Here is a 19,941-nt window from a genome sequence, read left to right as displayed (position 1 = left end):
AGGAATAGCAATGACCGACCCCATCCTCACTCTCGCCGGTATCACCAAGACGTTTCCCGGCGTGCGGGCGCTGCATAATGTATCGCTGGAGCTGTATCCCGGCCAGGTGACCGCGCTGATCGGCGAAAACGGGGCGGGCAAGTCGACGCTGGTCAAGATCATGACCGGGATTTATCAGCCCGACGAAGGCCAGATCACGGTATCCGGCAAGGCGCTGAGCCTGCCCACCGCGCATTCGGCTTTCGAAGCGGGCGTCACGGCGATCCATCAGGAAACCGTGCTGTTTGACGAGCTGACGGTGGCTGAAAACATCTATCTCGGCCATGCCCCGCGCAACCGCTTCGGCATGATCGACTGGAAGACCATGCGCGCTGAATCGCGCAAGACCCTGGACTCCATGGCCGCCGGGATCGACCCCGATATCAAGCTCAAGGAATTGGGTATCGCCAAAAAACATCTGGTCGCGGTGGCGCGGGCGCTGTCCATTGATGCGCAGGTCGTGATCATGGATGAGCCGACTGCGGCGCTGAGCCAGAAGGAGATCGAAGAGCTTTACGTGCTGATCGATCTGCTCAAGCAGGATGGCAAGGCGATCCTGTTCATCTCGCACAAATTCGATGAAATCTACCGCATTGCCGACCGCTTCACCGTGTTCCGCGATGGCGAGCAGGTGGGCAAGGGGCTGATCAAGGACACCAAGCAGAGCGATATCGTCAAGCTGATGGTGGGCCGCTCGGTCGATCACATTTTCCCCGAGCGCAAGGCCGAGATTGGTCCTGTGGTACTTGAGGCCAAGGGGCTGAGCCACCCGACCGAATTTGCCGATATTTCCTTTGCCGTGCGCAAGGGCGAAATTCTGGGCTTTTACGGGCTGGTGGGCGCGGGGCGCAGCGAAGTGATGCAGGCGGTGTTCGGCATGACGCGGCCTTCGCATGGCGCGCTGGTGCTGGATGGGGCGGTGATCAATCCGAAATCGCCGGCCGATGCGGTGGAGGCGGGTATTGTCTATGTGCCCGAGGAACGCGGCAAGCAGGGTGTGATTACGGGCGAACCGATTTTCATGAATGTCTCGCTGCCCTCGCTGCAAAAGACCTCGAAATCGGGCTTTTTGCGCATGGCCGAGGAATTCAAGCTGGCGCGGACCTATACCGAGCGGCTCGACCTGCGGGCGTCCTCGCTGAGCCAGAACGTATCGACCCTGTCGGGCGGCAATCAGCAGAAAGTGGTGATCGCCAAATGGCTGGCGACGCTCCCCAAGGTGATCATTCTGGATGAGCCCACCAAGGGTATCGATATCGGCTCCAAGGCCGCGGTGCATGGCTTTATGGCTGAGCTGGTGGCGCAGGGGCTGAGCGTGATCATGGTGTCGTCCGAACTGCCCGAAGTGATGGGCATGAGCGACCGGATCGTGGTGATGCGCGAAGGGCGGATCGTGGACACATTGGACAATAAGGGGCTGGCCCCCGAAACGCTGGTGCGCCTGGCCGCCGGTATCGCCGAGGAAGCCGCAGCATGAAGTCGCTCGCCAAACATCGTGAAATCTGGCTGGGCCTGGCCATTATCGCCGTCATCATCCTGGTGACGCTGCGCTTCCCGCGCTTTTCCCAGCCGGGGAACCTGCTGACCATTTTCAACGACACATCGATCCTGATGATGCTGGCGCTCGGCCAGATGGCGGTGATCCTGACGCGGTCGATTGATCTGTCCATGGCGGCCAATCTGGCGCTGACCGGGATGATCGCGGCCATGCTGAACGCGGCCTATCCGGCCATTCCCATTCCGCTGATCATGGCGCTCTGCGTGGTGATCGGGGGCCTGCTGGGTGCGTTCAATGGCGTGCTGGTGTGGAAGCTCAATATTCCGCCCATCGTGGTGACGCTGGGCACGCTGACCATTTTCCGTGGGCTGGTGTTCGTGATTTCGGGCGGCGCCTGGGTCAATGCGGCACAGATGAGCCCGGACTTTATCGGGCTGCAGCGGGCCGTGGTGCTGGGGCTGCCGGTGTTGAGTTGGATCGCCATTGTGGTCGCTATCCTGTTTTTCCTGCTGATGACGCGCACGCCGCTGGGGCGCTCGCTCTATGCCATCGGGGTTAATCCGACGGCCTCGGTCTATACCGGCATCAATGTCGGGCTGACCAAATTCATGGCTTTCGTGCTGGCGGGGGCGGTGTCGGGCCTGTGCGGTTATCTCTGGATTTCGCGCTATGTGATCGCTTCGGTGCAGGTGGCGAGCGGGTATGAGCTGACCATTGTGGCGGCCTGCGTGATCGGGGGCATTTCGATTGCCGGCGGTATCGGCACGGTGGCCGGGGCGCTGCTCGGGGCCTTATTCCTGGGCGTGATCAACAATGCGCTGCCGGTGATCAATATTTCCCCGTTCTGGCAGATGGCCATTTCCGGCACAGCGATCCTGCTGGCGGTGATCCTCAATGCGCGGGGCGAACGGCGCAAGGGCCGCGTGATTTTGAAGACGGCGGAGGTCGCCCATGTCTGACGTAAAAGCCGGGCGTCAACTGCCCAATCGGCTGGATAATCCGCTGAAGTCGACGCTGTTGAGCTGGGAGAGCCTGCTGGTTCTCGTGGCGGTGGCAATCTTCATCTTCAATTCTTACTCCTCGCCCTATTTCCTCAACGAGTGGAGCCTGAGCGACCTGACGTTCAACTTCACCGAGAAGGCGCTGATTGCGCTGGCCATGGCGCTGTTGATCATTTCGGGGGAGATCGATCTGTCGGTGGCGGCGATCATCGCGCTGGCCTCCACCATGATGGGGCTGGCGCTGCAATATGGTGCCGATACGTCGGTGCTGGTGGCGGTTGGCGTGGGCGTGGGGCTGCTCTGCGGGGCGTTTAACGGCTTTCTGGTGACGGGGCTGAAACTGCCCTCCATCGTGGTCACGATCGGCACGATGAGCCTGTTCCGCGGCATTTCCTACATCATCCTGGGCGACAAGAGCTTCGGCAATTATCCGGCCAGCTTTGGCTGGTTCGGGCAGGGCTATGTGTGGTGGGTGATCTCGTTTGAACTGGTGCTGTTCCTGGTGTTTGCGGTGATCTATTTCGTGCTGTTGCACCGCACCAATTTCGGTCGGCGGGTGTTCGCCATCGGCAATAATGATGTCGCGGCGCAATTCTCCGGCGTGCGGGTCGATCGTATCAAGTTCATCCTGTTTTGCCTGACGGGGCTGATGAGCGGTATTGCTGCTGTGCTGCTGACGGCGCGACTGGGCTCGACGCGGCCCTCGATTGCGCAGGGGTTCGAGCTTGAGGCGATTACCATGGTGGTGCTGGGCGGGGTGTCGATCCTGGGCGGGGCGGGCTCGATTGTCGGCGTCGTGTTGGCGGCGCTGATCATGGGGCTGGTGACCTTTGGGCTCGGGCTGCTCAATGTGCCGGGGATCGTCATGTCGATCTTTATCGGCGGGCTGCTGATCACGGTGATCGCGCTGCCCATCCTGTTCAGAATGTGGAGGCAGCGCGCATGATTGCGGATGGCGGCTACGAAAAGCATGCGTTCAAGATGCAGCTCAATCCCGGCATGGCGGCGGAGTACAAGAAGCGCCATGACGAGATTTTTCCCGAACTGGTCGAACTGCTGCACGCGGCGGGGGTGAAGGACTATTCGATCCATCTGGACGAAGAGACCAATATCCTGTTCGGCGTGCTGTGGCGGCGGGTGGACCATACGATGGGTGATCTGCCGGGCACCGAGGTGATGAAGCGGTGGTGGGCTCATATGGCCGATGTGATGGCGACCAATGAGAAGAATGAGCCGCTGTCGGTGGATCTCGTGCCGATGTTTTGGATGAAGTAGGGGCTCCTATTCCCCACCCACCGCGTCCGCGGAAAACACCTGGCAACGCTGCGTGAGCCCTACTGGGAACTCTTCGCCAGATAGGCAGCCAGGCGCTCGAGCCGCACTACCCAGAGGCGTTTGCGGGCTTCCAGGATCTGCATCAAGAGACGGGCCATGGTGATCACTCCGGTTAAGTGATCACTTTAGTATTGGCTCTGCCCTGTCACAATGCTTAATTGATCACTTAACAGTGTGCGCCTTTCGCACGCTGCGGGCCATGAGCCAGACCACCAGCACCACGAAGGGCGCGGCGATGGAGAGGGTCATGACTTTGTTGAAGTGGAACTCCTCCAGGGGGCCGGCCAGCATGTAGCTGAGGATGCCCAGCAGGTAATAGCTGATGGCGATGGTGGAGAGGCCCTCCACCGTCCGTTGCAAGTAGAACTGGCTGCGGGCGGTTTGGGCGATATTGTCGAGCACGGCATTGTTCTGCTGCTGCATGTCGACGCCGATGCGGACATTGAGCAGGCTGATGGCGCGCTCGATCTTGCTCGACATCACCGCCAGCCGCTTTTCCATAGCGGCAAGGGTGGAGAGGCCCGGATCGACGCGATTGCCAATATAATGGGTGAGGCTGGAGCCAAAAGCGGTCGAGCTTTCGCGCAGGCCGGCCAGGCGCGTGCGCAGGATATCGCCATAGGCGTGGCAAGCGGCAAAGCGATAGCCCAGCCGTTCGGAAAGCTGGCCGGAACGAACCGAAAGGGCGTCGAGCGCGATCAGCGCGGTCTGGACGGTTTCCGAGGTGGTGGCTTCGGACAGGCTTTCCATCAATTCGGTCAGCTCGATCTCGGTGGCGCGCAAAGCGGGGGAGACTTCGCGGGCCAACGGCAGGCCGAGCAGGGCCATGGTGCGGTAGGTTTCGACCTCGAGCAGGCGGCGGATGATGATCGAGCGGCGCAGGACCGACAAGCCCCCGGCGGCAAACTCGAAGCGGGTGAACTTGTCGGCATCGGGCACGAAATCGGTCGCCACCTGGGCCTTGCCGCTTTCGACATCCGCGACGCACAGGCTGGGCAGCGAGAAGGCGGGGAGCAGGGCTTCGGGCACGGTCTTGCCGGCGATGACGTCGATGCGGGTGGCCCCGATCAAAAGACCATCCTCCATGGCGGAAAGGCCGAGGTCATCAGGATAATTCTGCTTGTCCTTGAGGGCGCTGCGCCAGGTGATGGTGACGAATTCGGTATGAAATTCCCAGGTGACGTGGCGCTCAGCGGTATCGAAACTGTGCTGGCGGCTGCTGGGGCCGGGCACGGCGACGCCGGCATCGCGGCAGAATTGCTCGAAGCGATGAAACACGCGCATCATGGCGCCGGCTTCGGAGGGCATGACGAAGACCAGCCGCCGAATGCGGCACTCCGCTTCGATGATCTCGACGGGGCGGGCATGCACCTCGTCCATGATGGCAGTGCGGTAGGGGTGGTCGGTCAATTGAGTCTGCACGGTAATAGGCTCCAATCTAGCGATGAGTATCGCGTTGAGCGCTATTGGCAATGAGACTTTCGGGCGCGGCTCGCGCGATGGTGGAGAGGATCGCCTGGGCAATTGTGGCATTGCCGCGCGGCCAGCACAGCTGGAAGGCCATGTCGTAACGGGCGGGCAGGGGCACTTGCGTCAGATCGCCGCGAATGCGGGCGACGGAGGCCTGCGGCAGCACGGAGACGAAGCCGTGATGGAGCACCAGATTGAGAATGACCGGGATCGAGTCGATTTCGATCAGGCGCATGGCGTTGCGCTCGGTATCGCTCAGATGGTCGTCGAGCACGCGATTGATGCGGTGGCGCAACCCGCTGCGGGCGCTGGGCACGGCCAGTGGGCTCGATAGGAGCGCGTCGGCAATTGTGCCGGCGGGCTGGGAGCTGACCACGGCCAGGGGCGTAGTGCTGACAATGCGCCCGTCGAGATCGGCCGGGAGGTGGTCGATATCGAGAAAGGCGGCATCGAACAGGCCCTTCTTGAGGCCGGCCAACAGGTCCTCGGCCGTGGTGGAGCTGACAAAGAGCGGCGCGCGGGGATGCTCATCGAGCCAGCGGGCGGCCAGATTGGCAAGGATGCGGGCGATCTCGCTTTCATAGCCGAGAGGGATGATCGAACCCAACCGGGCGGTGGCGGCGGTTTTGCGGAAGCGTTCTTCGGCGGCGCGGGAGATGTTGCGCCAGGTGGCCAGTAAATGCTCGGCGGTGGCGGCCAGGGTCGCGCCTTGCTCGGTGACGGAGGAGCCGGCGCTGCTGCGCGCCAGGAGCGATACGCCGAGCAAGGCTTCGAGATGGGTGACCTGGCGCGTCAATTGCGGCTGGCCCATGCCCAAAGCGCGGGCGGCGCGGCGGATGCTGCCCTGTGCCACGACTTGTCCGAACCGCTCCAGCGCTTCGAATTTGATGGCGCGATCGGGGGTGATCTGCCGGGCCAGTTGCGCGGCATCGGCGATTTGGGGCTCCAGCCGAATGGCTTCGAGACTGGCGACGAGGCCCGAGCCGGCCTTTTCCACCAGTCGCACCGAGATTTCGGCCTCGACCCGGGCGATGGCTGCGGCAATGGTGGAGGTGGGGCGGTTCAACAGGCGTGCGGCCCCGCGCAGGCTGCGCGTGCGCAGAACCAGGTCCATGGCGATCAGGCTTGCCGTATCCATATGCTCACCATCTAAGCAGGCCCGGTCCATGCTTAGAAAAACCGCATAGCCTGTTCAGCATTTGGGATATCCCATCCCTGGGCGCGATCCAATAGCGTGTTGATTATGAACGATCTGGCAATGACCATGCAGGCCCATCCCATCACCCTCAGCGGCAAGCCGCTGAGCTTTGCCGATATTGCCCGGATCGGGACGCGCAAGGCGCGGCTCGTGGCCGATCCCGAGGCGCTGGTGCGGGTGGCGCAGGCGCGCGAAGTGGTCGAGGAGGCCATTGCTGCGGGGCAGCCGGTTTATGGCTCGACCACCGGCGTTGGGGCCATGAAGGATGTCGAGTGGACGCCTGACCAGCTCGACACATTCAATATGGGGCTGGTGCGGGCGCATCACTTCGGCACGGGCGATGCCTTTTCCAGCGAGATTGTGCGCACGGCCATGGCCATTCGCGTCAATATGGCGCTGACCGGACGGGTGGGCTGCACCACCGATCTGGTGGAGGCCTATCTGGCTCTGCTCTCGGCCGATGTGGTGCCAGTGGTGCGGCGGACGGGATCGATCGGCTGCGCCGATATCGGGCTGATGGGGCAGATCGGGGCGGTTCTGACCGGGGCGGGCGAGGCCATGTTCGATGGTCGCCGCCAGCCGGCGGAAACCGCACTGACGGCAGCGGGGCTCAAGCCGTTTCGCCTCGCGCCAAGGGATAGCTTGGCCTCGATTTCGACCAATGCGGTGGGTTATGCGGCGGCTGCCGCGGCGATCCGCGATGCGGCGGCAGCGGTGCGGGTGATGCTGGCGACGGGGCTGACCACGGCGGGGGCGCTGGGCGCCTCGCGAGACCCTTGGAAGGCAGTGGCCCATGTCGGCACCGAACGCGAGGCGGGGATTGGCGCCTGGCTCTATTTCAACGCCAAGGGCTGGGACTGGCCCAATGCCACCCATATTCAGGACCCGCTCAGCCTGCGCATGATGAGCCAAGTATTTGCCACGGGCTACGAAACGCTGGTGGCGGCGGGCAAGATATTGTTGGCGGCGACCGGGCGCACGGATGACAATCCGGTGGTGGCGGGCGGGCAGGTGTTGACTTCGGGCGGCTCGCTGCCGCTCGATGTCACGGTGTTTTTGCAGACCGCGCAGCTGGGCCTGGCCCATATTGCGCGCAACTCGTTCAACCGCTGCGTGCTGCTGGGCAATGGCCAGCGGCGTGATCTGCCGGTGAACCTGGTGCAACCGGGCGCCATTGCCACCGGGTTCGGACCGATCATCAAGCTGGCGGGCGAGCTGTTTGCACGCGTGCTGACCATGACCAATCCGATCTCAGCCAATTCCATGGTGGTGGCCGGCGGAATTGAAGACGAAGCGACATTCCTGCCGCTCGTCGTCGAGCGGCTGGAGCGGCAGGTGCTGGCTTTGCGGCGGCTGGCGGCGCTTGAGGCCATGCTGGCGGCGCAGGCCATGGACATTTCGGGCGACACTCCCGGCAATGTTCCGGGCATCATCTACTCACTGGTGCGCCGGCATGCTGACACATATTGGCAGGATCGCCCGCTATCGGCCGAGGTCGAGGCCATCGAAGACGCTTTGGCCTCTGACGAGTTGATGAACGAACTAATTTCTCACTCGGCGATTATGGAGTTGGACGAGTTTTTCGCACTGGGGCCCATCGCCTAGCAATTGCGGCCTCGCTCAATTCGAACAAGACGTTAGGTTAGGGACAGCCGGGCCAGTGGCCCGGAGAAAACGGAGAAACCAATGCGCCTCAAATCCACGCTTCTCAGCGCCGTCGCTGCGCTGGCCATTTCGGTGACCGCAGCCAATGCCCAGGTCGTCGTTTCCTCCAAGATCGACACCGAGGGCGGGGTGCTCGGCAACATCATCAAGCAGGTGCTTGAAGCCAACGACATTCCGGTCACCGACCGCATCCAGCTCGGCGGCACGCCCATCGTGCGCGAGGCGATCATTGCCGGGGAAATCGACATCTATCCCGAATATACCGGCAATGCGGCCTTCTTCTTCGACAAGGCCGATGACCCGCTCTGGAACAATGCCGAAAGCGCCTACGCCGAGGCAGCCAAGCTTGATTACGACGCCAACAAGATCGTCTGGCTGACGCCTTCGCCGGCCAACAATACCTGGGCCGTGGCCCTGCGGGCCGACGTGGCCGACGCCAATAAGCTGGTGACATTCAGCGAATTTGGCGCCTGGGTTGCGGGCGGTGGCGAGGTGAAACTGGCGGCATCGGCCGAGTTCGTGAACTCGCCGGCAGCTTTGCCGAAGTTCCAGGAAGTCTATGGCTTTACGCTGAAGCCCGATCAGTTGGTGACGCTGTCGGGTGGTGATACGGCCGCGACCATTGCTGCTGCCGCGCAACAGACCAATGGCGTCAATGCCGCCATGGTCTATGGCACCGATGGCGGCATTGCACCTTCGGGCCTGAAAGTGCTTGAGGACGACAAGGGCGTGCAGCCGGTTTACCAGCCCGCTCCGATCATCCGTGAGGTCGTGCTGCAGGAGCATCCCGAAATCGAAGAGCTGCTGAAGCCGGTCTTCGCTGGCCTGACGCTCGAAGTGCTGCAGGAACTCAATGGCCGCGTGCAGGTGGGCGGCGAGGCGGCAGCTGCCGTCGCGACCGACTACCTGACCAAGGGTGGCTTTCTGGATTGATGACTGATGGGGTGGGGCTCTCGTTGCTCCCACCCCTAACCCCTCCCCACAAGGGGCGGGAGACTGATCGTGTCTCGCTATCATCCAGCCTATCGCCATGCTCGGTGGCGTTCCCTCCCCCTTGTGGGGAGGGCTAGGGTGGGGTCTCTCCACATCGCGCAGAGTTGGAGCCAGCATGAGCATCGCCGAAACATCTTCGATAGCGACGCGCCCCGCCTGGTTGGCGCTCGACAAGCTGGGCGTACTGATTGCCTTGATTGCAGCGGCGGGGGCGGCTTTGCCTTTTGCCTTGTTCCGGGCCAATCGCATTGTGCTGGGCGAACCGCGCTCGCTGCTGGATGCGCTGCCGGCACTGCCATCGGGCGTGCTGATTGGTGTGCTGCTGGCCGGTTTCATTGTTGCGCTGCTGCGCTTTCCGACGCTGGTCAAATTGATCGCCGGATTTGTCGTGCTCGGCGTGCTCGCCATTCTGATCGGCTGGTCGGGAAGCTATCTGACGCCGCCGGATAATACCTTTGCGCGCGTGTCGCCGGGGGCCGGGTTCTGGCTGCTGGTGTTTGCCTTTGCGCTGATGGTGGCCGATGCGCTGACGCGGTTGCGGTTCAAGCCATGGGTGCGGCTGGCGATCCTGTTCGTGGTCGCTGTCGCCATTGGCGCGCTGCTGTGGAGCGGGGCGTGGAACGACCTCTCCATGCTCAAGGAATATGCCACCCGGGCGCCCGCCTTCTGGGCCGAGGCGCGCACGCATCTGGGGCTGGCCTTTGGTTCGGTGGCGATTGCCACCATCGTGGGCGTGCCGCTCGGCGTGCTTTGCTACAAGGTCAAGCCGCTGCGGGCGGCGGTACTCAATGTGCTCAATATTGTGCAGACCATTCCATCCATCGCCCTGTTCGGGCTGCTGATTGCGCCGCTGGCCTGGGTGGCGGCCAATATTCCGGGCGCTTCGGCTATCGGGATTTCGGGCATTGGCGTGGCGCCGGCCATGGTGGCGCTGTTTGCCTATTCGCTGCTGCCTATCGTCTCCAACACGGTGGTGGGGCTGCAAAGCGTGTCGCCCGCAGCGGTCGATGCGGCCAAGGGCATGGGGATGACCGGGTCGCAACGCATGTTTTCGGTGGAATTGCCGCTGGCCTTTCCGGTGATCCTGACCGGCATCCGCATCGTGCTGGTGCAGAATATTGGGCTGGCCACCATTGCCGCGCTGATCGGGGGCGGGGGCTTTGGCGTCTTCGTGTTCCAGGGCATCGGGCAGACAGCGATGGACCTGGTGCTGCTGGGGGCCGTGCCGACGGTGGCTTTGGCTTTTGCTGCGGCGGTGGTGCTCGACGCCTTGGTGGAAATGACGAGCCGTGGGAGACGCAGCGCATGATCGAAATCGACGATATCACCAAGGTCTATGGCGAAACGGCGGTGGTCGATCGGGTCACCATGACGATTGATCCCAGAAGTATCTGCGTCATTGTGGGCACGTCCGGCTCGGGCAAGACCACGCTGATGCGGATGATCAACAAGCTGGTGACGCAGACCTCGGGGTCCATTCGCATCGATGGCGAGGATATCAGCACGGTGCCGGCCTATGAGCTGCGGCGGCGGATTGGCTATGCCATTCAGGGGCATGGGCTGTTTCCGCACCGCAGTGTGGGGCAGAATGTGGCGACCGTGCCCAAGCTCTTGGGCTGGGACAAGCAGAAGATCGCCGCGCGGGTCGATGAATTGCTGAGCCTGTTTCAGCTCGATCCGGCCCAGTTTCGCGACCGGCTGCCCAATGAGCTTTCGGGCGGACAGCAGCAGCGCGTCGGCGTGGCGCGAGCGCTGGCGGCCGAGCCCAATATCCTGCTGATGGACGAGCCCTATGGCGCGCTCGATCCGGTGATCCGCGCGAAGGCGCAGGAGGATTTGCTGGCCATTCAGCGCAAGTTTGGCACCACCATCGTGCTGGTGACCCATGACATGGAAGAGGCGATCCATCTGGGCGACAAGATTGCCGTGATGGACAAGGGCAAGCTGCTGCAATTTGCCAAGCCCGCCGAAATCATCGCCAATCCCGCAACGCCCTTCGTGGCGGAACTGATCGGCACCAGCGAGCGGCCATTCCGGCTGCTGTCGCTGGCCAAGGTGGCCGATCATATCGAGGCGGGGGAAGCCGCTGGCGAGCCGGTGGATGCCGGGGCCTCGCTGCGCGACGCCTATGCCGAATTGCTATGGTCGGGTCGGCCCTCTCTGCCAGTGCGGCGCGATGGGCAGATTGTGGGGCAGGTAACGCTGGCGCAATTGGCCAAGCTGGCGGCGCGACCGCAATGAAAATCGGGCTGATCATCAGGTTCATCGCGCTGCTGGTGCTGGTCGTGTTCCTCGTCCGGCCGGAGACTTTTACCGGGTTTTTCGGGCTGTTCACCAAGAACAACCAGCCTTCCATCTACAATCAGGGCAGCCTGCTTGATCTGACCTTGAACCACCTCGCGATTGTGGCGGCGGCGACGCTGGCTTCGACCATCGTGGCGGTGGGGCTGGCCATTGTGGTGACGCGGCCGTTTGGCGCGGAGTTTTTGCCGCTGTCGCGCTCGCTGGCCAATATCGGGCAGACCTTTCCGCCCGTGGCCGTGCTGGCGCTGGCCGTGCCCATGCTGGGCTTTGGCACGGCGCCGACACTGGTGGCACTGTTTCTTTATGGGCTGCTGCCGATTTTCGAGAATACGCTGACCGGGCTGACCAATTTGCCGCCCGCGGTGACCGACGCGGCCAAAGGCGTGGGCATGACGGGGTGGCAGCGGCTGATCAAGGTCGAGCTGCCGCTGGCGCTGCCGGTGATCCTGGCGGGGATACGGCTTTCGACGGTGATTTCGCTGGCGACGGCGACGATTGGCTCGACCGTGGCGGCGCGCACGCTGGGCGAGGTGATCATTGCGGGGCTGCTGTCGAACAATACCGCGTTCGTGCTGCAGGGCGGGCTGATTGTGGGCGTGCTGGCGGTGCTGATTTACGACGCGCTCTCGGCGCTGGAGCGGGTGTTGATGGCGCGCACTGGGCAATTGGGGAGGGCGGCGGCGTGAAGACTGTGCACTGCCTTCCTTCTCCCCTTGAGGGAGAAGGTGCCCCGAAGGGGCGGATGAGGGGTCCGCGATCCCTCAATGCGCCCAGTTTGTGGAGGCAACCCCTCACCCGTCTGGCGCTGCGCGCCATCCACCCTCTCCCTCAAGGGGAGAGGGGAGGCCCGGTGAGCTTGGAACAATAGAGGCAAAAAATGTCCGATTTCGATCTCGTTTTGTCCGGCACAGTGGTGCTGCCATCCACCATTATCGAGAATGGCTATGTGGCCGTGCGCGATGGCAAAATCGTGCATGTGGGAGAGGGCGTGGCGCCGTCGGCGCATGAGCGGCATGAGCTGGGCAAGGCGCTTATACTGCCCGGGGCGATCGATGCGCAGACCCATTCGCTGAGCCAGAAGGACCAGGAAGATTTCATCTGGTCGACGCGCTCGGCGGCGGCCGGTGGGGTGACCACGATTGTCGACATGCCCTATGACGAGGGCAATCTGGTCAGCTCGGCCGAGGCAGTGCGCAAAAAGGTGGCGCATGCCAGCCCGCAGGCGCGGGTGGATTTTGCGCTTTATGGCACGATCAAGCCGGAAGAGGGCGCGAGCCGGATTTTGGAACAGGTCGAGGCGGGTGTCGCCGCATTCAAGTTTTCGACTTTTGGCACTGATCCCGTGCGGTTTCCGCGTATTCCTCCGGCACTGCTGGAGGAATGCTTTGCCGCCATCGCGCCGACTGGGCTGACGGCGGGCGTGCATAACGAGGATGACGAGGCGGTGCGCGCGGCCATGGCCAAGGTCAAGGCGCTGGGGATCACTGATTATCGCGCCCATGCGCTGAGCCGGCCGCCGCTGACCGAATTGCTGGCCTCGTTGCAGATTTATGAGACGGGGGCGCAGACCGGATGTCCGGCGCATGTGGTGCATTGCTCGCTGGGGCGGGGCTATGAGATTGCGCGCAGCTATCGCGACCAGGGGTTCGACGCGACCATCGAATGCTGCATTCATTATCTGACGCTGGATGAAGAGCATGACGTCGCCCGGCTGGGCGGCAAGGCCAAGATCAATCCGCCGATCCGGCCGCGGGTCGAGGTCGAAAAGCTCTGGGAGCATGTGCGGGCGGGCAATGTCACGCTGGTCTCGACCGATCATGTGAGCTGGTCGGAAAACCGCAAGACCAATCCCGATATGCTGGCCAATGCCTCGGGCGTGCCGGGGCTGGAAGTGATGGTGCCGCTGTTTATCAAGGGCGCGCTGGAGCGCGATATTTCCCTGACCTGGGCGGCCAAGCTGATGGCGGAGAACCCGGCACGGCATTTCCGGCTGGGGAGCAAGGGGGCGCTGACGGCTGGCAAGGATGCCGATATTGCGGTGCTGTTTGACCGGCCCAAGGTCTATGACGCGGCCGAGAGTGGGCACAATGTGGTGGGCTGGTCGCCGTATAACGGGATTGAGCTGCCTTGGACGGTGGGGCTGACCTATCTGCGGGGGCGGCAGGTGTTTGATGGGGTGACGGTGGGTGAGCCTGGGGTTGGGCGGTTTGTTCGGCCAGAGGGGCTTTCGCTGTGATCCCCAATTCCCCCATCCGCGCTGATCGCATTGCGGCCGATATCGATGCCCTCGCCGCCATCACCGAGCCGGATCGCCCTTGGACGCGGCGGGCGTTTACGCCGATGTTTCTGGAGGGACGGGCCTGGCTTGAACACGCCATGCAGGCCGCTGGCGCCGTCAGCCAGATCGACCATGCGGGCAATCTCGTGGGGGTCGTGCCGGGCAGAAACCCGGCACTCGGCAGCATCATGATTGGCAGCCATTCCGATACCGTGCCTGATGGCGGACGGTTTGATGGCATTGCCGGGGTGGTGGTGGCGCTCGAAGTGGCGCGGGCGCTGCGGGATCAGGGTGTGGTGCTCGATCATACGCTTGAAGTGGTGGATTTTCTGGCTGAAGAAGTCTCGATTTTTGGCGTGTCCTGCATTGGCAGCCGGGGCATGAGCGGCACGCGGCCGGCGGAATGGCTGGCGCGGACGCATGATGGGGTGACGCTGGAGCGGGCCATCGCGCAGGTGGGCGGGGTGCCCCATGCGCTGGCGCAGCGCGACGATATCAAGGCGTTTCTGGAACTGCATATCGAGCAGGGGCCGGTGTTGCAGAACGAGCAGCTGGATGTGGGCGTGGTAACAGCCATCGCTGGGATTACGCGGATCGAGATTATCGTCGAGGGGCGGGCGGACCATGCCGGGACGACGCCGATGGCTGCTCGCAAGGATGCGCTGACCACGGCGGCCTGGATTGCGCTGGGTGTTGAGGAATTGGGCAAGGCACTGGCCTCGGGCGAGACGCATTTTGCCGCCACGGTGGGCGAATTCGAAATGACGCCCAATGCGGCCAATGTGGTGCCGGCGCGGGTGCGGATGCTGATCGATGCGCGGGCCGAATTGCGCGACGATATGGAGCGGTTCATTGATGAGCTGGCCAGGGGCGTGGCGGCGATTGCCGACAAGACCGGTGTGAGCGTGCAGGCGCCGCGCATTGTTTCGGACAATCAGCCGACGCCTTGCGATCCTGATTTGCTGATCGTGCTGGATGCTGCCTGCGAAAGCGCGGGCGCGCGGCATCGGCGGATGGCGTCGGGGGCGGGGCATGACACGGCATGGATGGCGCGGATCACCAAGGCGGCGATGATCTTTGTGCCATGCGTGGATGGCCGCAGCCATGCGCCGGATGAATTTGCGACGACGGAAGATATCGCGCTGGGCGCCCAGGTTTTGCTGGATGCCGTGATCGCGCTCGACAAGCAATTGCAGGAGACAGAATAATGGGCCGGATTCTGACCGAAAAAGACGTCGAGGCGGCTGTTAAAGGCGGCTCCGTCTATGCCGCTGGCGGGGGCGGCTGGGCTGATCATGGGCGCATGCTGGGCTATGCGGCGGTGAGCGTCGGCAAGCCCGAACTGGTGAGCATTCACGAACTGGACGCCAATGACTGGGTGGCGACGGCGGCCGCCATTGGCGCGCCGGCTTCCACCACGCCATGGGAAATGCAGGGGGTGGATTACATCAAGGCGGTGTCCATGCTGCAGGATGCGTTGGGGGAAAAGCTCAGCGGGTTGATGATCGGGCAGAATGGCAAATCGTCAACGCTCAATGGCTGGCTGCCTTCGGCAGTACTGGGCACCAAAGTGGTCGATGCGGTGGGCGATGTGCGCGCGCATCCGACCGGGGATATGGGCAGTATCGGGCTGGCCGGATCGCCCGAGCCGATGATCCAGACAGCGGTGGGCGGCAATCGCAGCGAGAACCGCTATATCGAATTGGTGGTGAAGGGCGCGACGGCCAAGGTGTCGCCGATATTGCGCACGGCTTCGGACATGTCGGGCGGGTTTATCGCCTCGTGCCGCAATCCGGTGCGGGCCAGCTATGTCAAGAAACACGCGGCCCTGGGCGGGATTTCGCTGGCGCTGAAACTGGGCGAGGCGATCATTGCGGCCGAGGGCAAGGGCGGGACGGCGGTGATCGACACCATCGCCAAGACCACGGGCGGCACTATTCTGGTCGAGGGCAAGATCATCAAGAAGGCGGTGCTCTACACCAAGGAGGCCTTCGATATCGGCGCGGTGACGCTGTCGTGTGGCTCGGTGCTGCATGTGATGAACGAATATATGGCGGTGGATGGGCGCGACGGCGCGCGCATTGCCACTTTCCCCGATGTGATCACCACGCTCTCCCCCGAGGGCGAACCGCTGAGCGTGGGGCAATTGCAGGAGGGGATGCAGATTTTCGTGCTGCATGTGCCCAAAAAGGTCATTCCGCTGAGTTCGTCCGTGCTCGACCCGACGGTCTATCCCTCGGTTGAGAAGGCGATGGGGATCGAGCTGGCGCGCTATGCGCTTGATGGGGCCAAGGGCTGAGCCATGGCACGCGATTCCGGGCTTGAGGAACTGGTGCGCGAGGATCTGGGCGACCGGCCGGGGCTGAGCGAAAAGCCGATGTTTGGTGGGCTGGTCTGGCTGCTCGATGGCCACATGCTGTGCGGCGCCCGCGATGTGGGGCTGATGGTGCGGCTGGGCAAGGACAATGATGAATGGGCGCTGAAACTGGACGATGTCGCGCCGATGATCATGTCCGGCCGGCAGATGGGCGGCTGGGTGCGGGCGGGGCTCGATACCTGCGCCGATGATGAACTGCGGCGACGGCTGCTTGATGCGGCAGTGGTGTTTGTGCGGACGCTGCCGGCGAAATTGTAATGCCGCCCATGGTGTCATTCCCGCGCAGGCGGGAATCACTGTTGGCGATGCAAAGAAAGTAAACGGAGGTTCCCGCCTGCGCGGGAATGACCCGGTTAAAAACGAGAGTTTTATCCATGCCCACACCCAATCCCCGCCACCCCAATTTCCCCATTCCCGGCGGCCCCGAATTGCGCGCCAAGGGGTGGCGGCAAGAGGCGCTGCTGCGGCTATTGGAGAATGTGCTGAGCGTGGGGGAGAACCCCGATGAGCTGATTGTTTATGCGGCGCTGGGCAAGGCGGCGCGCAATTGGGCGAGCCACAAGGCGATTGTCGAAACATTGCTCAGGATGGATGAGGATCAGACGCTGATCATCCAATCGGGCAAGCCGATTGGGCTGCTCAAAACCCATGCCAAGGCGCCGCTGGTGATCATGGCCAATTGCAACATTGTGGGGCAATGGGCCAAGGCCGAGGTGTTTTACGAGCTGGAAAAGAAGGGGCTGATCTGCTGGGGCGGGCTGACGGCTGGGGCCTGGCAATATATTGGCAGCCAGGGCGTCATCCAGGGCACATATGAGATTTTCATGCGTATTGCCGAGAACCGTTTCGGCGGCGATCTGGCCGGACGGTTCATCCTTACGGCGGGGCTGGGCGGCATGGGCGGGGCGCAGCCGCTAGCCGGGCGCATGGCGGGGGCGGCGATCCTGTGCCTCGATATCGATGCTGAACGGGCCCGCAAGCGCAAGGAGATCGGGTATCTCGAAGAGATTGCGCCGGATTTGGATACGGCGCTGGCGATGATCGACAAGGCGGTGGCGGAGAAGCGGGCGACCTCGATCGGGCTGGTCGGCAATGCGGCCGAGATTTATCCCGAAATCGCACGGCGCGGCATCGTGCCCGATATCGTGACGGACCAGACTTCGGCGCATGATCTGGTCTATGGCTATGTGCCCAAGGGCATGTCGCTCGATGAGGTCAAGCGTCTGCGGGTCGAGGGGCCGGGGCAGCTGATGGCGGCGAGCCGGGCTTCGATTGTCGACCATGTGCGGGCCATGCTGGCGTTTCAGCAGGCGGGGTCCGAAGTGTTCGACAATGGCAATCTGATCCGCACCCATGCCAAGGCTGGTGGGGTGGAGAATGCCTTCGATATCAAGATTTTCACCGAGGCTTATCTGCGACCGCTGTTTGCGCGGGCTATCGGGCCGTTCCGCTGGATGGCGCTGTCGGGTGATCCCGAGGATATCGCCAAGATCGACGACAAGCTGCTGCAGATGTTCCCCGACAATAAGATCGTGACCAATTGGATCGCGCTGGCGCGGAAGCACGTGCCGTTCGAGGGGCTGCCGGCGCGGATCGCCTGGCTGGGGCATGGCGAGCGCACGGCTTTGGCGCGGGCGGTGAACGCCATGGTGACTGATGGCACGCTGGCCGGGCCGGTGGCGTTTAGCCGGGATCATCTCGACGCCGGGGCGATGGCGCATCCCAATATCATGACCGAGCGGATGAAGGATGGTTCGGACGCTATCGCCGATTGGCCACTGCTGGATGCGATGCTGTTGTGCTCGTCCATGGCCGATCTGGTCGTGGTGCATTCGGGCGGGGGCGGGTATGCGGGCTACATGACCTCGGCGGGGGTGACCGTGGTGGCCGATGGTACGCCGGGCGGCGATGAGCGGCTGGAGCATGCGCTGACCAATGACACGGCGCTGGGCGTGATGCGCTATGCCGATGCGGGGTATGAGGAGAGCTTTGCCGAGATTGCGGCCAAGGGGATTGGGCATATTGAGGTGGGGTAGATGCGGGCCAGCTTGAGAGCCAAAGCAATCGCGGTTTGCGATGACAAGATTGCAAAGAAGGGGCCGGGCGTAGGCCTGTCATTCTATGCATTTTTTGCCAATCGGAACGATGATCCGCAACTATTGATGGAGGCGGCCGAGTGGTGGATCAAAACCCACGCTCTGGATCATTTCGGGAAGGCGGTGAAGGTTCGGGAGATGGTCAAGGCGGGGCTTTGATGCTCCGGGGCGTGTGGGGGGTGGGAGGGGCCAGATGCTTGTCCCATCATCGCGCCTTCCTCGGGCTTGACCCGAGGATCACTCGCCGTTCGTGCAGTGCTTGGAATGGCCCTCGGGTCAGGCCCGAGGGAGATGCGGTGGGTGGGGGAGAGCGTGCCCTCCTCAGACCTCGTTCCGCCAGCTGAATTGCGGGGAATAGCCCAACAGCCGCTTGGCTTTTTCGATGCTGAGCAAGGTGCTGTTGGTGGCGATATTGCCCTTCTGCTCCACATTGGGGAAGACTTCGGCCAGCAGTGATATGTTGGAGCGGCTCATCACCGTATCGGCATTGGCGATGATGAAGGCTTCAAAACCAGTGAAGTCGGCCTGGATGGCGCGGCGGACGGCCTGGGCGCCGTCGCGGGCGTCGATATAGCCCCACAGATTCCATTTGCGGCTGCGCGGATCGGCGTCGAATTTGGGGAAGGCCTTGTAGTCCTCCGGGTACATGACATTGGAGAAACGCAGGCCAACCATGCGTAGGGACGGGTCCCAGCGGCAATATTGGGCGGCCATGGTTTCGTCGAGCAGCTTGCCCAGTGAATAGGCGCTTTCCGGGCGCGGGAAGTATTCCTCATCGACCGGGGCATAGGGCGGCGGATTGTCGAAGGGCAGGCCCAGCACGGTTTCGCTTGATGCGAAGACCACATTCTTGATGCCGGCGAGACGACAGGCCTCGAACACATTGTAGCTGGTGGTGACATTGTTGGCGAAGGTGCGAGCATTGGCGGCAAGGCCCGGCGCGGGAATGGCGGCCAGATGCACCACGGCGTCGAACGGGCCCTTGCGCTCGTCGATGCCGCCGAGAATGGCGGCGGCGACTTCGCCGAAATTGGTGAGATCGATGCGAACCGTGGGGCAGATCGGCTCGGAGAGCGCCTGCTGGTCGATATTGAGCACTTCGTAGCCATGCGCCACCAGATCGCGCAGCACGGCGCGGCCTAGTTTGCCGCTGCCGCCGGTTACCAGCACCTTAGTCATTGATCGCTCTCCTCTTGTTGCCGCCAAGTCTGGCATGCCGGACCGGCGCCGCCAAGATGAACACTTTCTGAACGGCTGACTCAGGGAGAGTTCAAGCCGCTGGCGGCATAGTCCCCGACAACAACGCAATTCTGTCGAGGGACGACGAGAAATGAACAGGAATCAGGAGAAGGTTTTGGTCGCCGCGCTCTGCGGCCTGGTGATCACCGCAGCCGGCGCCTTTGCCGTGCAGCCCGCCATGGCCGCCGGCTATCAGGTCGACCAGCTCGCCAAGGTGACCGGCGTTGCTCATTGGGACCAGCTCAATGTGCGCAAGTGGCCCGCCTCCTATTCCCAGAAAGTCGGCGCGTTTGAACCGGGCAGCCATGTCTGGGTCGAGCGCTGCATCGAGGCCAAGGCCGGCGCCGATTGGTGCCTGGTCGACTCGCAATACACAAGCGGCTGGGTGAATTCGAAGTTCCTCACGCCCGTCCATGATTGGGACATCTGATCCCCAACAGTTTCGTGC

The 19,941-nt window shown here is 62.9% G+C and carries 19 protein-coding genes; 16 read left to right on the top strand and 3 right to left on the bottom strand.

Annotated elements, in window-relative coordinates; translation table 11 throughout:
- Positions 1-10 precede the first annotated feature (10 nt).
- Genes QQL79_RS11425 through rhaM form a run of 4 tightly spaced genes read left to right on the top strand, consistent with a single transcriptional unit; the run spans position 11 to position 3,813 of the window.
- A complete protein-coding gene (locus QQL79_RS11425) occupies positions 11-1,516 on the top strand; it encodes a sugar ABC transporter ATP-binding protein (RefSeq protein ID WP_284390895.1) in 1,506 nt (501 codons plus the stop codon).
- On the top strand, positions 1,513-2,496 hold the full coding sequence (locus QQL79_RS11420) for an ABC transporter permease (RefSeq protein ID WP_284390893.1): 984 nt from the start codon (positions 1,513-1,515) through the stop codon (positions 2,494-2,496). Before QQL79_RS11425 ends, QQL79_RS11420 begins: the two co-directional genes overlap by 4 nt.
- On the top strand, positions 2,489-3,484 hold the full coding sequence (locus tag QQL79_RS11415; protein ID WP_284390891.1) for an ABC transporter permease: 996 nt from the start codon (positions 2,489-2,491) through the stop codon (positions 3,482-3,484). The genes QQL79_RS11420 and QQL79_RS11415 overlap by 8 nt, the downstream gene beginning before the upstream one ends.
- Positions 3,481-3,813 (top strand): L-rhamnose mutarotase, encoded by a 333-nt coding sequence (gene rhaM / locus QQL79_RS11410; protein ID WP_284390889.1) that lies wholly within the window; start codon positions 3,481-3,483, stop codon positions 3,811-3,813. The genes QQL79_RS11415 and rhaM overlap by 4 nt, the downstream gene beginning before the upstream one ends.
- Before the next feature lie 222 nt (positions 3,814-4,035).
- Here the strand turns inward: rhaM and QQL79_RS11405 are convergent, their stop codons facing one another.
- Both QQL79_RS11405 and QQL79_RS11400 read right to left on the bottom strand, forming a co-directional pair.
- A complete protein-coding gene (locus QQL79_RS11405; protein ID WP_284390888.1) occupies positions 4,036-5,295 on the bottom strand; it encodes a DUF3422 domain-containing protein in 1,260 nt (419 codons plus the stop codon).
- A gap of 16 nt (positions 5,296-5,311) precedes the next feature.
- Entirely contained in the window at positions 5,312-6,481 is a 1,170-nt protein-coding gene (locus tag QQL79_RS11400) for a LysR family transcriptional regulator (protein WP_284390886.1), read from the bottom strand.
- Between the two features lie 105 nt (positions 6,482-6,586).
- Here QQL79_RS11400 and QQL79_RS11395 point away from each other — a divergent pair, with 105 nt between their 5' ends.
- The 11 genes from QQL79_RS11395 (at position 6,587) to QQL79_RS11345 (ending at position 18,413) form a co-directional block, all read left to right on the top strand.
- Positions 6,587-8,146 (top strand): aromatic amino acid lyase, encoded by a 1,560-nt coding sequence (locus tag QQL79_RS11395; RefSeq protein WP_284390884.1) that lies wholly within the window; start codon positions 6,587-6,589, stop codon positions 8,144-8,146.
- An 81-nt stretch (positions 8,147-8,227) separates the two neighbouring features.
- The gene (osmF, locus tag QQL79_RS11390) at positions 8,228-9,139 is read left to right on the top strand and encodes a glycine betaine ABC transporter substrate-binding protein OsmF (protein WP_284390882.1); all 912 of its coding nucleotides are present in this window, start codon (positions 8,228-8,230) and stop codon (positions 9,137-9,139) included.
- A 175-nt stretch (positions 9,140-9,314) separates the two neighbouring features.
- A complete protein-coding gene (locus tag QQL79_RS11385; RefSeq protein ID WP_284390880.1) occupies positions 9,315-10,508 on the top strand; it encodes an ABC transporter permease in 1,194 nt (397 codons plus the stop codon).
- Positions 10,505-11,440 carry an ABC transporter ATP-binding protein gene (locus QQL79_RS11380; protein ID WP_284390878.1) on the top strand — a complete coding sequence of 312 codons (936 nt, stop codon included), beginning with the start codon at positions 10,505-10,507 and terminating at the stop codon, positions 11,438-11,440. The genes QQL79_RS11385 and QQL79_RS11380 overlap by 4 nt, the downstream gene beginning before the upstream one ends.
- Positions 11,437-12,189, top strand: coding sequence for an ABC transporter permease (locus QQL79_RS11375; RefSeq protein WP_284390876.1), 753 nt, complete (start codon positions 11,437-11,439; stop codon positions 12,187-12,189). Before QQL79_RS11380 ends, QQL79_RS11375 begins: the two co-directional genes overlap by 4 nt.
- A gap of 191 nt (positions 12,190-12,380) precedes the next feature.
- Positions 12,381-13,739 (top strand): hydantoin-5-propionate amidohydrolase, encoded by a 1,359-nt coding sequence (gene ertD, locus QQL79_RS11370; RefSeq protein WP_284390874.1) that lies wholly within the window; start codon positions 12,381-12,383, stop codon positions 13,737-13,739.
- Positions 13,736-14,989, top strand: coding sequence for a Zn-dependent hydrolase (locus tag QQL79_RS11365; RefSeq protein WP_284390872.1), 1,254 nt, complete (start codon positions 13,736-13,738; stop codon positions 14,987-14,989). Before ertD ends, QQL79_RS11365 begins: the two co-directional genes overlap by 4 nt.
- Positions 14,989-16,080, top strand: a complete 1,092-nt coding sequence (gene ertC / locus QQL79_RS11360) for a thiohydantoin desulfurase (RefSeq protein WP_284390871.1) — start codon at positions 14,989-14,991, stop codon at positions 16,078-16,080. Before QQL79_RS11365 ends, ertC begins: the two co-directional genes overlap by 1 nt.
- Before the next feature lie 3 nt (positions 16,081-16,083).
- A complete protein-coding gene (locus tag QQL79_RS11355) occupies positions 16,084-16,416 on the top strand; it encodes a TfoX/Sxy family protein (protein WP_284390869.1) in 333 nt (110 codons plus the stop codon).
- 116 nt (positions 16,417-16,532) lie between these two features.
- Positions 16,533-18,194, top strand: coding sequence for a thiourocanate hydratase (gene ertB, locus QQL79_RS11350; protein ID WP_284390868.1), 1,662 nt, complete (start codon positions 16,533-16,535; stop codon positions 18,192-18,194).
- Positions 18,195-18,413, top strand: coding sequence for a DUF6500 family protein (locus tag QQL79_RS11345; protein WP_284390866.1), 219 nt, complete (start codon positions 18,195-18,197; stop codon positions 18,411-18,413).
- Between the two features lie 162 nt (positions 18,414-18,575).
- On the opposite strand, the gene QQL79_RS11340 is transcribed toward QQL79_RS11345, so the two are convergent.
- A complete protein-coding gene (locus QQL79_RS11340) occupies positions 18,576-19,433 on the bottom strand; it encodes an NAD-dependent epimerase/dehydratase family protein (protein WP_284390864.1) in 858 nt (285 codons plus the stop codon).
- Between the two features lie 151 nt (positions 19,434-19,584).
- Between QQL79_RS11340 and QQL79_RS11335 the strand changes: the two genes are divergently transcribed.
- Positions 19,585-19,923: an SH3 domain-containing protein gene (locus QQL79_RS11335; RefSeq protein ID WP_284390862.1), complete on the top strand. Its 339-nt coding sequence runs from the start codon at positions 19,585-19,587 to the stop codon at positions 19,921-19,923.
- Positions 19,924-19,941: the final 18 nt, after the last annotated feature.

It is taken from the genome of Devosia yakushimensis (assembly GCF_030159855.1).
Classification (GTDB): Bacteria; Pseudomonadota; Alphaproteobacteria; order Rhizobiales; family Devosiaceae; genus Devosia; species Devosia yakushimensis.
The sequence above is the reverse complement of the archived record's forward strand: the minus strand, read 5'-3'. Positions and strand labels throughout refer to the sequence as shown.